The 13,408-nt window shown below is 41.8% G+C and carries 8 protein-coding genes; all 8 read left to right on the forward strand.

Annotation, left to right across the window (positions count from 1 at the left end; all coding sequences use genetic code 11):
- The first annotated feature begins 86 nt into the window (after positions 1 to 86).
- Positions 87 to 1,382, forward strand: a complete 1,296-nt coding sequence (locus NF543_RS10705) for a FecR family protein (RefSeq protein WP_257668124.1) — start codon at positions 87 to 89, stop codon at positions 1,380 to 1,382.
- 297 nt (positions 1,383 to 1,679) lie between these two features.
- Positions 1,680 to 5,069: a SusC/RagA family TonB-linked outer membrane protein gene (locus NF543_RS10710; protein ID WP_257668125.1), complete on the forward strand. Its 3,390-nt coding sequence runs from the start codon at positions 1,680 to 1,682 to the stop codon at positions 5,067 to 5,069.
- Between the two features lie 13 nt (positions 5,070 to 5,082).
- Positions 5,083 to 7,077 (forward strand): RagB/SusD family nutrient uptake outer membrane protein, encoded by a 1,995-nt coding sequence (locus NF543_RS10715; RefSeq protein WP_257668126.1) that lies wholly within the window; start codon positions 5,083 to 5,085, stop codon positions 7,075 to 7,077.
- Positions 7,078 to 7,113: 36 nt separating this feature from the next.
- A complete protein-coding gene (locus NF543_RS10720) occupies positions 7,114 to 8,031 on the forward strand; it encodes a DUF5017 domain-containing protein (RefSeq protein WP_257668127.1) in 918 nt (305 codons plus the stop codon).
- A gap of 29 nt (positions 8,032 to 8,060) precedes the next feature.
- On the forward strand, positions 8,061 to 9,221 hold the full coding sequence (locus NF543_RS10725) for a glycoside hydrolase family 88 protein (RefSeq protein WP_257668128.1): 1,161 nt from the start codon (positions 8,061 to 8,063) through the stop codon (positions 9,219 to 9,221).
- A 145-nt stretch (positions 9,222 to 9,366) separates the two neighbouring features.
- Positions 9,367 to 10,647 (forward strand): polysaccharide pyruvyl transferase family protein, encoded by a 1,281-nt coding sequence (locus NF543_RS10730; protein ID WP_257668129.1) that lies wholly within the window; start codon positions 9,367 to 9,369, stop codon positions 10,645 to 10,647.
- A complete protein-coding gene (locus NF543_RS10735; RefSeq protein WP_257957470.1) occupies positions 10,640 to 12,607 on the forward strand; it encodes a heparinase II/III family protein in 1,968 nt (655 codons plus the stop codon). The genes NF543_RS10730 and NF543_RS10735 overlap by 8 nt, the downstream gene beginning before the upstream one ends.
- 319 nt (positions 12,608 to 12,926) lie before the next feature.
- Positions 12,927 to 13,235 (forward strand): carbon starvation CstA family protein, encoded by a 309-nt coding sequence (locus NF543_RS10740; RefSeq protein WP_308378768.1) that lies wholly within the window; start codon positions 12,927 to 12,929, stop codon positions 13,233 to 13,235.
- The last annotated feature ends 173 nt before the right edge of the window (positions 13,236 to 13,408 follow it).

The following is a 13,408-nucleotide window of genomic DNA, read 5'->3' on the forward strand; positions in this document are numbered from 1 at the left end:
ATTATCAAATCATTACATTTTTATTAATTTTTCTGCGTGTCATTTGCATCATTCAGGGTACTTGTAGATATAAGCCCTTAGAAAAGATGGCAAAGACAACGGACAACATCAGGTTACAGGAATTGGCTCACAAGTGGCTCACCGGCACGCTCGACAAGGATGAGCAGCGCGAGTTTGACGAGTGGTTCATGCGGGTCAGCGATACGCCCTTGGAGGTGCCGTCTTCCGGTTCCGCCAATGAGTATGACCATGAACTGTTCCGCAAGATTCAGCGGCAGATTAATGTCGGGCGGAAAAGGAAGTCCGTTTCCATCTGGCGCCGTGTCGCCGCCGCAGCCGTGCTGATCATGGCGTTAGCCGGTGCATGGATTTTTTTCGGCGATCAAATCGTCGATCAAAAATCTAACATCTCAAATCTCCAATCAGAAGATATCGCCCCCGGCACCAACCGCGCTACACTTACCTTGGCCGATGGCCGTACCGTCGACTTAAGTTCGGAGCAATCCGGCATTGTCGTCGGAGACGAAGATATTACTTATCAAGACGGAACCTCGTTAGCACTGTCCCCCGCTGGAGAGCCTGTCCCGCCCGGCACGGAGAAAGGAAGTCTAATTACTAACTACTATGTACTAACTACCCCTAAAGGCGGCACCTACCAACTCACCCTATCCGACGGCACGAAAGTATGGCTCAATGCCGGCAGTACCTTGAAATACCCGAGTCGCTTCAGCGGCGAGGAAAGGGTGGTGGAGCTGATCGGGGAAGCATTTTTCGAGGTTGAATCCATTAACATCCTCGGCGATAGGCAAGGAAACCATGCAGGAAAAAAAGATATGCGAGAATCAGTGAAATCAGCGTCATCTGTGTTCCATAAACTACCTTTCAAAGTCATCACTAACGGCCAAACCGTCGAAGTCCTCGGCACCCAATTTAATATTTCCGCCTACCCGGATGATCCCGAAACGAAAACGACCTTAGTCGAAGGAAAAGTTCAGGTAGCACTGTCCCCCGCTGGAGAGCCTGTCCCGAACTCGCTTCGGGAGGGTAGGGGGAGGTCTGTTGTCCTTCAGCCAGGTACCCAAAGTAGCACCGGCGGAGCGGATATCAACATAAGCAAAGTCGACGTCTCCCCCTACATCGCTTGGAAAGACGGCCTTTTCCACTTTGATGGCACCGTTCCCCAAGATGCATTTGGCCAATTGAGCCGTTGGTATGATTTGGAGGTGGCGTATGAGGGCAAGCGGCCTACCGTCCGTTTCTATGGGATGATCGGTCGGGATAAAAGCTTGGCATCGGTGTTGGGAATTTTGCAGGAGAGTGGGCTAGGGTTCCGAATCGAAAAAGCAAGCGATAAAAACAAGCTGATTGTTGTGACTGAATAAGGGGCGGCATCGTTCCACTTAAAGATAAACCAATTTTTACAAATGATAAACCAATTAAAAACGAAGGGAATTATGCGCATACAAACATAGACTACAAGCCCCATTGCATCCACCCAACAAAAATCCGAACGGTGCTGACACACCATCCGGATGGGTTGCTTGGATGAGCCATACCGGAGTCTGCTGACTTCGGCAAATAACTGATTATTTAAACTATCCAAACAGGACAAATATATGATTTTTAAATCATTTGTTAAAGGCATACGTTGGCCTTTAGCCTACCGAATATTATTCGTTATGAAATTGACGATTTTCTTGACTATGGTGTTTGCGTTGCAAGCATTTGCGGATACCCACGCACAAAACATCACGCTGAAAGCTGAAAACACCAGGTTGGGGGATGTGATGAAGGAAATCCAAAAGCAGCAAGGTTACTTGTTTTTCTTCCGGGGCACACAGATCGCCTCCATGCCCGTCACCGCAGAAATCAACGATGCAGATCTAAAGCAGGCAATGGCCGCTATTTTGGCAGGGCGTGGGTTGGAGTGGTCGCTCAAGGATGGTACGATTGTCATTAAGCGGGTTACTGATAGACCGGATCTTGCTGAAGCTAGACAACAACGAGTAGTCACTGGAAAAGTTACCGATGAACATGGAAATCCGCTGGAGGGGGTGACGGTACGGGTGAAGGAGACTAAAACGCTGGCCGTAACGGATGCAAATGGTGAATACGAAATCCATATTGAAAGTCGAGGAAAAATTCTGATTTACAATATGATGGGATTTGATTCGGTTGAGTCTCCGATTAACAACAAAAGTATTGTCAATATTTCACTTGTAACGGCGGTTAGTGCTTTGGACGAAGTTGTGGTAATAGGCTATGGAACTGTTAAGCGAGAAGATCTGACTGGATCTGTCGCACAGGTAAATATCGGAGATATGGCTAAAGCCCCCGTGTCTTCTATCGAACAAGCATTGGCTGGCCGTGTAGCTGGTTTAAGTGTCTCGTCTAGTCAAGGGCAACCTGGAGAAGAAGGAATGAACATACGTATCAGAGGAGTAGGATCTTTGACCCAAGACGCTTCTCCATTATTTGTTATAGATGGATTTGCGACAGAGAACTTTGATCTTTCTTTGCTGAACCCTGACGATATAGAATCCATAAACGTGCTCAAAGATGCTTCCGGAACCTCTATCTACGGATCCAGAGGTGCAAACGGTGTTATTGTTGTAGAAACAAAAAAGGGGAAAGTGGGCAAACCCAATTTGACTTATTCAGGCTCCTACGGTTTCCAGGATGTGACTAAAAGAGTTGAGGTGTTAAGTCCTTATGAATTTGTTAAATTAGAATATGAGCGTGATTCGGTAACTGCTAACACGCGGTATCTCTCAAACGGTGTAACCAATGATTCCTATAAAAATATAGAAGGGATCAACTGGCAAGATCAGTTCTTCAGGCAAGGCGTAACCAATATTCACAATTTATCATTGCGGGGTGGAAGTAAAGATACCAAATACGCCATTTCAGGATCCTTGTTTGAAACCGGCTCTGTGGTGGTGAATACGGGTTTGAAGAAGCAGCAGGGACGTGTAACTGTAGATCAGAACGTCAGCAACAAATTGAGAGCTGGCGTTAGTGCAAATTATACACATACGCAGACGTATGGCCAAATTGCTTCTTCTATACGAGATGGCTATGCATCGAGTGCGCTTCTTTATTCAGTATGGGGATACAGACCAGTTAACGCTAGATATTTAACAGGCGACATAGACCTGGAAGAAGAACTTTTTGATGAAGATGTAGACAGCCCTACAGATTATCGCTTCAACCCAGTGGAGTCTGCAAAGAATCTTTACAGAAATAGAGATAACAATAACTTGGTTGCTAATGGGTATTTTACTTATAATATCACTAAAGACCTGGTCTTCAAATCTACCGGCGCCATTAACCTTAATACCATTCAGTTGGGTACGTTCTATAATTCCGGTACGAGCCAAGGAAGCCCCCTAAGCCCTAGAAATAACAATGGACAGTGGGGTTCAATGAACTATAACAGTCGCACCACTTGGTCTAACGACAATACCATTACCTATAGTAAGGCGAACAAAAGCCATTCGCTTACAGTATTGGGTGGGTTTGGTTTCCAGCAGGAAAACAGAAAGGGAAATAACTATACAGCAATTAAAGTTCCCAATGAGACTCTAGGCATAGATGGATTAGGACAAGGTACTCCACTATCGGTAGGTTCTTTCGGTACATACAATACTTTGCAATCTTATTTCAGCAGAGTGAATTATGGATATAGATCCAAATACCTGTTCACAGCAACATTCAGGGCAGATGGGTCCTCTAAATTTCCGAATAGCAAATGGGGGTACTTTCCATCGGGGGCTTTAGCTTGGAAAATGAAGGAAGAATCCTTTCTTAAGGGAATTGAAACCATCACAGAAGCCAAATTACGTTTGAGTTACGGCTTAACTGGCAACAACAGAGTAGGGGATTTTTCTGCGCTTTCACCAATCAGCGTAGAAAACTCTACTGGCTATTCTTTCGGGAATGAGGCGCCAACACCGGCAGCCATCCCTACGATAGGCAATCCCAAATTAAGATGGGAAACTACTGCGATGCTCAATTTAGGATACGATTTATCTTTATTCAAGAATAGAATTGAGTTGGTGGTTGATGTGTACCAAAAGAAAACAGACAATTTGTTGCTCTTAGCCAATATGTCGCCCAGTACAGGTTATGCCCGTGCCTACAAAAACGTAGGTAAGTTAAAGAATGAGGGATTGGAATTTACCTTGAATACGGTGAATATCGATAAACGGGATTTTTCCTGGCGGAGTAATTTCAATATCAGCTTCAACCGAAATACCATTTTGCAGTTGGCTGATGGAGAGGAACGTTTGTTAAATGCTATCACACCCAGATGGCAGTCTGGATATGCTGACCCGGTATTGTATAGTGCCGCTATAGGCCATCCAGTAGGTAATTTCGTTGGGTACATATTTGATGGGATCTATCAGTATGAAGATTTTTATCAATTGCCAAATGGCGGTTATAGCCTCAAAAATTCTGTGCCGACAAACGGCATGGCCAGAGAGACCATCAAACCAGGATATATCCGCTATAAAGATCTGAACAATGACGGAATTGTCACAGCGGCAGATCAAACCATTATCGGCAGGGGTTTACCTATTCATACTGGTGGTTTTTCTAACAATTTTACATATAAAAACTTAAGTCTGAATGTGTTCTTGCAATGGTCTTATGGCAATGATGTGTACAACGCAAACAAACTCATTTTTGAAGCAAAAGCATACACCATGCTGAATCAATACGCAAGTTATGCGAATCGTTGGTCGCCTACAAATCCGAGTACGACCATACCCGTTGTTGGAGGGGTTCCGGAGGGGTATTATTCGACCAGGGAATTGGAAGATGCTTCCTATTTAAGGTTGAAAACAGTGGAATTAGCTTACAGCATACCAACGAATTACTTGAAAAAATTAGGACTTAAAGAGATCGTGTTGACAGCTTCCGCACAGAATATGGTTACATGGACCAACTATTCAGGTATGGATCCAGAAGTGTCCACGCGCAACTCCATCTTAACTCCAGGATTTGACTATTCCGCATTCCCTATTGCGAAAACATTAGTTTTTGGACTAAAGGCTTCATTATAAACCAAAATATATTATGAAAAAGAAATTATATATCTGTATTGTTGTAGCCCTGGTTTGTATGGTTACATCTTGCTCTAAATTTTTAGATACCGTACCTAAGGATACGATCACCAATTTAAATTATTACGAGACAGAACAACAGCTCAATTCAGCATTGGCTGGAGTGTTTCATACATTAACCAAAATTTATGCGCACAGCTTTCAGGGGGTGATGTCATTGGATGGAGATGAAGGTTTTTATAACCGTTCTAGACAGAGTACGGGCATCGCTGTCAACTTAGTTACCACTTCCGAAAATAACGTTACTAACGTATGGACCGCACTTTATAGTGGAGTAGAAAGGGCAAACTTATTGCTCGCTAACATCGATAAACCGGCAATGGATGAGTCAAAAAGAGCAGTCATTAAAGGAGAAACTTTGTTTTTAAGATCTTACTTTTACTTTTTACTGGTCAGTTACTGGGGAGATGTGCCTTTGCTGCTGGAGCCTATCTCTTCTGTTGCACAAACCAATAATCCCAGAACACCTTCAAAAGAAGTATACGAGCAGATCATCAAAGATATGACCGAAGCGGAAAGTTTGGTCCCTGACGTAAGGGAGGTCACCAACGCAGGTCACATCAATAAATCTGCAGTACGTGGTTTATTAGCCAGAGTATGTTTATATATGGCAGGACATCCTGTAAAGGATGTATCTAAATACGAAATGGCCAAAATTTGGGCGAAAAAGGTGATTGATGACGGATTTCATAGCCTTAACCCGGATTATAGGCAAGTATTCATCAATATGAGCCAGGATAAATATGACCTTAAAGAAAGTATTTGGGAGGTTGAGTTTTACGGTTATAAAACAGATGGTTTGAATGCTACCGGGAAAGTTGGCATTCATTATGGCATTTCTCACGGTGGTCAAGATCCAAATCATGGTTACAGCTACGGATATGTAGCGATCACACCAAAGTTGTATTTTTCCTATACAAAAGGTGATCTGAGAAGGGACTGGACCATCTCTACCTACACTTTGTCGTCGACCAATCCCGCCCGAAAAACGTATCTACCAATCTATCCTACAGCCGCGCAGGCAAGTTCACGACACGTAGCCAAATGGAAAAGGGAGTATGAAACCGTTTATCCAAAGGAGCAAGGAGGTAATTCGGTCAATTATCCGCTGCTGCGATATTCAGATGTGTTGCTGATGTATGCAGAAGCAGTAGCAAGCCAAAATGAAACCGTACCAGATCAAGATGTACTGGACCAGACTGTGAATCAAGTGAGAAGAAGAGCTTTTGGAAACCTATTGCCAAATAGAGAACTGATTGATACCATTACCATTTCGACTGCGGGTTCTGGGTATACATCAGCGCCGGCGGTTACAATTTCTGGTGGTGGCGGTGCAGGTGGCGCTGCTGTAGCAACAGTTGCAACGAGCGGAACCAGAGCACTAACCGCGATTTACTTGGAAAATAAGGGTGGTAATTATAATTCAACACCAACCATTACTATTGGCGAGTCCTGGATGCCAAATGTATTATACACCGTAGGCAACCAAGTTTATAATGATAATAAGCTGTATACAGTCACTACAGCAGGTACAACCACCACCACGCCACCTACACAATCCTCTGGTGCATCTTCAGCAGCGACTACCGGTGCTGTGTTTACCTATGCTGGTGTGCAGGCAAAAGCTACTATAACCCTGACCAATTTGTCTGAACTTAAGGGTGACGTAAAAACTATCGGCTTTGCTGACTATGCCAAATTTATGGAGTTCCTGAAAGCGGAGCGTTCAAGAGAATTGGCATTTGAGGCCATGAGAAAGAGAGATTTGGTGCGCTGGGGTGATTACTACAGTGTGATGAAACAAATCGCTCTGGATTTTGCTCCTCTGGGATCAAGGTCCTTCGGTGGAAAAGCAGGACAAAACACTACAGAGAGAGATGTTTTATGGCCTATCCCGGATGCCGAAACTACAGTCAATAAGGCAATCGGTCAGAATCCAGGTTGGTAATTGTTATTCATTTTTTACTATTAATTTGATAATCTAATGAACACATATTTCAAATATTATTTAATGCTGATATCGGTTGTTTTATTTTCTTGTGAGAAAAATCAGCTTGATGATCCAGCATTAGAAGTTACGGCTGACAAAACCACTATTACGGCTGGCGAGTCTGTTACATTCAAATTTGAAGGGAGCCCTCAAATGCTGTCCTTTTATTCAGGAGAATTCCTGAAGGACTATAACTATGGCACAAGTTCCAGAGAATTAAAAAATTGTTATTTGTCTTTCTCAAGTGCTACGGTAGCCTCTATAAAACAGGCCAATCAATTGGCTGTGCTGGTATCTTCTGATTTTGATGGTATATATGCGATTGCCAACATCAAGGCTGCTACCTGGGTGGACGTTACCGACCGATTTGCGCTTGCAACGAATGCCACAGTAAAGGCCTCGACGGAAGTTGATATCATGGATCTTGCCGTTGCAGGAAAACCACTATATCTGGCCTTTAGATATATTACCAAGCCTCAGACAGAATTTTTAGCCGCCAATGATTGGAATATCACTGATGTATTGGTGAAAAGTAAATTTGACGATGGAGAGGTCACGCTAATGGACTATGGTTCAGGTAGTAATTTTTCTGTATTTTCTTACGGAAACAAACAAGCAGGCAGATCACTTGTAAACTCGACCACGATTCAGTTCAAAGGAAATGCAACTCCGGAAACTATGGAAGAATATACAGAAGATTGGGGAATTAGCAGGGCTATCTATATCAACCCTAACGACCTGGGGAATGATAAAGCAACAGCGCTTAAATTGTTTAGAGAAGCAAAAAAGGAAAGTTACAGTTATACCTATAGTGAAGCCGGCACCTATACTGCTACTTTCATAGGGGAAACAAATAATGTCTATGGAAATAAAAAGGTAGCTAGGCAAATAGAAATTACTGTTACCGATTAGGATGCCATCACCCCCTGACAAAAAAAAACATGAAAGCTATTTTTTTAACTATCAACTGTTTACTGACCACACTAAGTCTACAGGCACAACCCAAAGTAGATGTTCAAAAAGAAATGGAATTTGCCAAAGCACAATACGAATTGATGCTCGAAGCGAATACGGACCTCAGCAGGTTCCCCCAATCTGTAAAGAAAGAGGGAACCTTAGATACCCGAACATCAGATTGGTGGTGCAGTGGTTTCTTCGGGGGATCCTTGTGGTATCTCTATGAGTATACCAAGGACGATAAATGGAAGGAAGCTGCGGATAAATGGACAATGGCAGTAGAAAAAGAAAAGTACAATACAACTACCCATGATTTAGGGTTTATGCTGTATTGCTCTTTCGGAAATGGTTATCGTTTAATCAAAAATGAGAAATATAAGGACATTATGCTTGTTGGGGCAGAATCGCTGGCTACGCGTTTCAATCCTAAAATTGGGTTGATTAAGTCCTGGGAGGAGTTTAAGAGGTTTGACTATCCTGTTATTATAGACAATATGATGAATCTCGAGTTCTTATTATGGGCAGCGAAAGCATCAGGAAACAGCAAATTTTACGATCTAAGTATTACACATGCTGACAATACACTGAAAAACCATTTTAGAAAAGATTATAGCAGTTATCATGTAGTTTGTTATGATCGTACGGGAAATGTACTTGCAAAGAAAACCAATCAAGGAGCTGCCGATGAGTCTGCATGGGCGAGAGGGCAGGCGTGGGCTCTTTACGGTTATACCATGATGTATCGAGCAACCGGGGATAAAAAATATCTTAACCAGGCTAAAAATATAGCTAAGTTTATTGCTAATCATCCGAATCTCCCATCAGATAAAATCCCGTATTGGGATTTTAATGCTCCTAATATACCGAATGAAGAAAGAGACGCGTCAGCGGCGGCTATTACTGCTTCTGCTTTATTGGAAATGTATAGCTATACGAATGACAACGCACACTATAGATTGGCAGAGGAAATGTTGGTAAGCCTTTCTAGCAAGGCATATACTGCAAATTTAGGTGAAAACAATTATTTCTTGCTAAAACATTCAGTGGGTTCAAAACCTTATAAATCAGAGGTAAATACGCCAATTATTTACGCAGATTATTATTACCTAGAGGCATTACTGAGGTATAGCAAAATAAGACTATAATAAATTTGCCTCTTGGCCAATACTTGATAGTCCATGTCAAAAGATGTTTTTGACCTATTAAAGGTTTTAGAGCGACCAGCAACTTCCGTAAAAATTTCAAACTGGATTATTCCGGTGTTTTAAAAACTAATAGAAATACAGATATATGAATCATATAAATCGCAAAGACTTCCTTAAACACTCACTTGTTTTTGCCGCTTACCTCGCTGCCATTCCGGCTTTAGCCAGTTGTAATAACAAGAGAAATAAAACTATCCTTTTACGTTCTTCATGGCAAGTTGAAAACATAGGTGATATTGCTCACACACCAGGAGTGCTGGCCTTAATCGAGAAATACCTGCCCCATGTAGATGTTCGCTTGTGGCCAATGGACGTAGGAGCTGGCGTAGAAGAAATGCTCATGGCAAGGTTTCCTAAATTAGAGATCTTAAAATCTGAAAAAGATCAACAAAAAGCCATAACCGAATGCGATTTTTTTCTTCATGGATCGGGCCCTTCTTTGGTAGGTAGACATGAAATGAAGCGATGGAAAGAGGAAACGGGAAAACCTTATGGAATATATGGGATTACTTTTCCAGGTAATTACGGATTTCAGGCACAGGATGGTAATTACAATCCTCTGGATATGGAGCTGTTCAATGATGCCGCTTTTACCTATTTCAGGGATTCGGTATCGCTTGAATTTGCCAAACAAAAAGGAATAAAATGTCCGATAGTGGGTTTTTGTCCCGATGGTGCCTTCGCAGTAGATATAAGAAATGATAAAGCCGCTGATTTATTTCTGAAGGAGCATAAGCTGGAAACCGGAAAATTTGTTTGCGTAATTCCACAGCTTCGTTTTTCACCCTGGTGGGAACTGCCTTCGAAAGACCCTACAGTGAATGAGGAAAAACATGTATGGAACGAGAAGATGAAAGAACATGATAACCTACCAATTCGAAATGCAATTATCGAAGTGGTCAGACAAACAGACCTTAACGTGTTAATTGTTCCTGAAAATGAAACACAGATTCGTATTGGCAAGGAAATGCTGTATGATCCCTTGCCGGATGACGTGAAACCCCGCGTTATCTGGCGTGACCGATACTGGCTTACGGATGAAGCGGTTAGCACCTACGATCGTTCTGCAGGGCTATTTGGACTCGAAATGCACTCACCAATTATGTGTATAGCCCTCGGTGTACCGGCTATCGTTTGTCGCTTTAAAGAGCAAACATCTAAAGGGTTTATGTGGCAGGACATTGGGTTAAAAGAGTGGCTGTTCGATATGGATACAAAAGAAGATGTAGAGAGAATTGTCCCTACTGTGCTTGACATGGTCAAAAATCCTACCGCCTCAAAAGAAAAAGTAAAGAAAGCCCAGAAACTGGTAGCGAAATATCAAAAGGATACAATGAATATTTTAGGAGAATATTTAAATGGTTAACCTAAAAAAAATGATAAACACATATTTTAAATCAGCTTATTACACGCACTTGTTGCTAACGGCTAAAAGTCTTATTATTACCGGTCTTTTTATTTCCAAGATTTCGGTTTCAATTGCGCAATCGGCTCCTTTTCCTCTCAAACCTATTGATGAACAACGCGTTCAGGAGATTGAAAAAATGCTGTCAGATAAACCATCAGGTTTCGGCGAGCCTTATAATAAACGTGAAGTTTGGGACAAGCTCTTAAAATCAGGTAATTACGACCGATTTTTAAGGGGGATGAGAAATTATAGCTTCCCCTCTTTTAGTAAAGATGATTATTTCTCTCTCTCAAACGGTAGTGCATCTTCCTCAAAACCAGGTTTGACGATGATGCGCAAAAGAGCGGAAGGATTGGCAAAAGCAACTTGGGCCGAATGTCTGCAAAACGAAGGTAGATATACCCGGATGGTGGAAGATGGCTTGCGTGATATTCTTAAACAGAAATCGTGGGTTTCACCCCGCAGTGATTATGATTTTAAGAATTATAATGGAGTAGCGTATTCAGTAGAACTGACTTCCTCATTATATGCTCATACCATTACCCAAACGCTTTATATGATGGGAGATAAGATAAGTCCCAAATTAAGAAAAGAGGCTTTGGATGCTTTATATACAAGGATATTCAATCCAATACATCACAAATTTAAAACACAGAATGATAATAAAGAAAACCATTTTCTAATCGCAGACAACAACTGGAACCATGTTTGTTTGGCCGGATTGGTGGGCGCAGCGCTAACGGTAATCGAAGATAAACATGAGCGAGCTGTATTTACCTACATTGGGGAATATTATTCCAAGAATGGATTAGTAGGATTTGAAGATGATGGATATTGCGTGGAAGGCGTAACTTATTACAACTACGGATTTGGACATTATATTTTATTGCGGGAAAGTATTTGGCAGGCTACGGGTGGAAAAATTGATCTTTTTGACGACCCAAAAGTTCAGAAGATTTCCCGTTATGCGCCGAATATTGAGATTATAAACGGAGTATATCCGGCTATTTCAGATGGTCGGGAAGGAGCAAAGCCTGATGAGGCGGTGATGATTTATCTCAATAGGACTTTAGGGCTAGGGATAGCCCGATATGACACGCTTACAAACAAAAGCGGAACTAGTGATAACCGCAAAAATGTGATGATGGCCTTTCCGAATTCATCATATAAGTCACAGCCTGAAAAAAATATCAAGAAAGATGAGGCAAACACCCGCTCATTTTTTGAGCAAACAGGGGTGTTGGTTAGCAGGCCGCTACCAACTTCTTCGGCTAAGATAGGTGTGGCACTTAAAGGTGGCAATAACGGCGAATCTCATAACCATAATGATATCGGATCTTATACAATTGTACAGGGAAAACAGATAATGGTTGGTGATCCTGGGGTAATACCTTATACGAACAATATTTTTGACGCTAAGTATCGTTATACTTATAAAACAATTGGATCGTACGGTCATCCTGTTCCCTTGGTTGCGGGTACTCAGCAGCAGGCAGGTGCTCAAGCCAGATCAAGAATTGTCCATACGGATTTTACGAAGGAAAAAGATAATATCACATTGGATATTGCTTCGGCATATGATGTGCCGGAACTAAAGAGGCTTGAGCGTATTATGGATTACGATAGATCACATGCCGGCAGTATAACATTTACGGATTCTTTTGCATACGCTAATCCTCAGGAGTTTGAAACTGCTATTTCTACTCGTTCCGAATGGAAACAGACTTCTGATAGCACCCTGTTGTTGACAAGAGAAAGTGAAAAAATGTTAGTTACCTTTTTTTCTCCGGGTAACAAACTATTGCTAAAATCAGAGGAAATAGCAGAAGGTGGTACGCCTTATACACGTATTGGTATTTCTATTGCTGAACCGGTAATCGCAGGTCAGATCATTATTACCTATAAACCGCAAAACTAACTTTATGAAACCGAGATGTAACTCATATTGACACACAGGGCAATAATTATTGACAAACATTTAAGAAATCTTAAGTGTCAATGAGCTCGCTGTCGCTTCGGTTATTTACATCGAGCTCTCATCAGCCATTGAAAACTTAGCGAAGCGATCTCATTGATACCGTTAAAGACAAACAATAGGTCAATAAAAATAAATAGATGAAACCTGCATAAATTGCCATAAATAAAAGTATATGAATAATTTATGCAAGCTTCATTGCCATTAAAAAACAAATTTATTCTAATGAAAAAACGATAGAAAAATTTTACCAAACTTTGCTATTGCCTACAGATTTTACGGGATTTTTCTGGCCAATAAAGTATTAAAGCTCAATGCCGCAAACGTAACCCCAGCAATAGAATTTTCAGATGGAAAAGATTATGTGGCCACCAACAGGAATGTACTGTTTGGCCATCATTTTGCAGCCATAGCAGCCGCCGGACCTTTGGTAGGCCCGGTGCTGGCAGCCCAGTTTGGTTACCTGCCGGGAACACTATGGATTTTGATAGGATGCGTATTGGGCGGCGGGGTGCATGATATGGTGCTGATGTTCATCGTGTTTGTGGACACTTTCAGGAGATGGTACTAATTGTCAAAAATGAAAGCAGATAAGGTGGATTATTATGGTGATACGGTTAAAGAGTTAGTGGAGAGATGAGATCAATTAATATCTGCTATGTCAAATAGAAACCCTAATATATAGAAAAGTGGTCTTAATATTCAATTAACAATAGATAATATCTAAGTAGACTATAAACCAAA

The sequence above is a fragment of the Parapedobacter tibetensis genome, assembly GCF_024704835.1.
Classification (GTDB): domain Bacteria; phylum Bacteroidota; class Bacteroidia; order Sphingobacteriales; family Sphingobacteriaceae; genus Parapedobacter; species Parapedobacter tibetensis.

Excerpts from the sequence above, each read along its gene's own strand:
- NF543_RS10715 (WP_257668126.1), top strand. The coding sequence starts at position 5,083 with ATGAAAAAGAAATTATATATCTGTATTGTTGTAGCCCTGGTTTGTATG.
- NF543_RS10710 (WP_257668125.1), top strand. The coding sequence starts at position 1,680 with ATGAAATTGACGATTTTCTTGACTATGGTGTTTGCGTTGCAAGCATTT.
- NF543_RS10720 (WP_257668127.1), top strand. The coding sequence starts at position 7,114 with ATGAACACATATTTCAAATATTATTTAATGCTGATATCGGTTGTTTTA.
- NF543_RS10730 (WP_257668129.1), top strand. The coding sequence starts at position 9,367 with ATGAATCATATAAATCGCAAAGACTTCCTTAAACACTCACTTGTTTTT.
- NF543_RS10725 (WP_257668128.1), top strand. The coding sequence starts at position 8,061 with ATGAAAGCTATTTTTTTAACTATCAACTGTTTACTGACCACACTAAGT.
- NF543_RS10705 (WP_257668124.1), top strand. The coding sequence starts at position 87 with ATGGCAAAGACAACGGACAACATCAGGTTACAGGAATTGGCTCACAAG.
- NF543_RS10735 (WP_257957470.1), top strand. The coding sequence starts at position 10,640 with ATGGTTAACCTAAAAAAAATGATAAACACATATTTTAAATCAGCTTAT.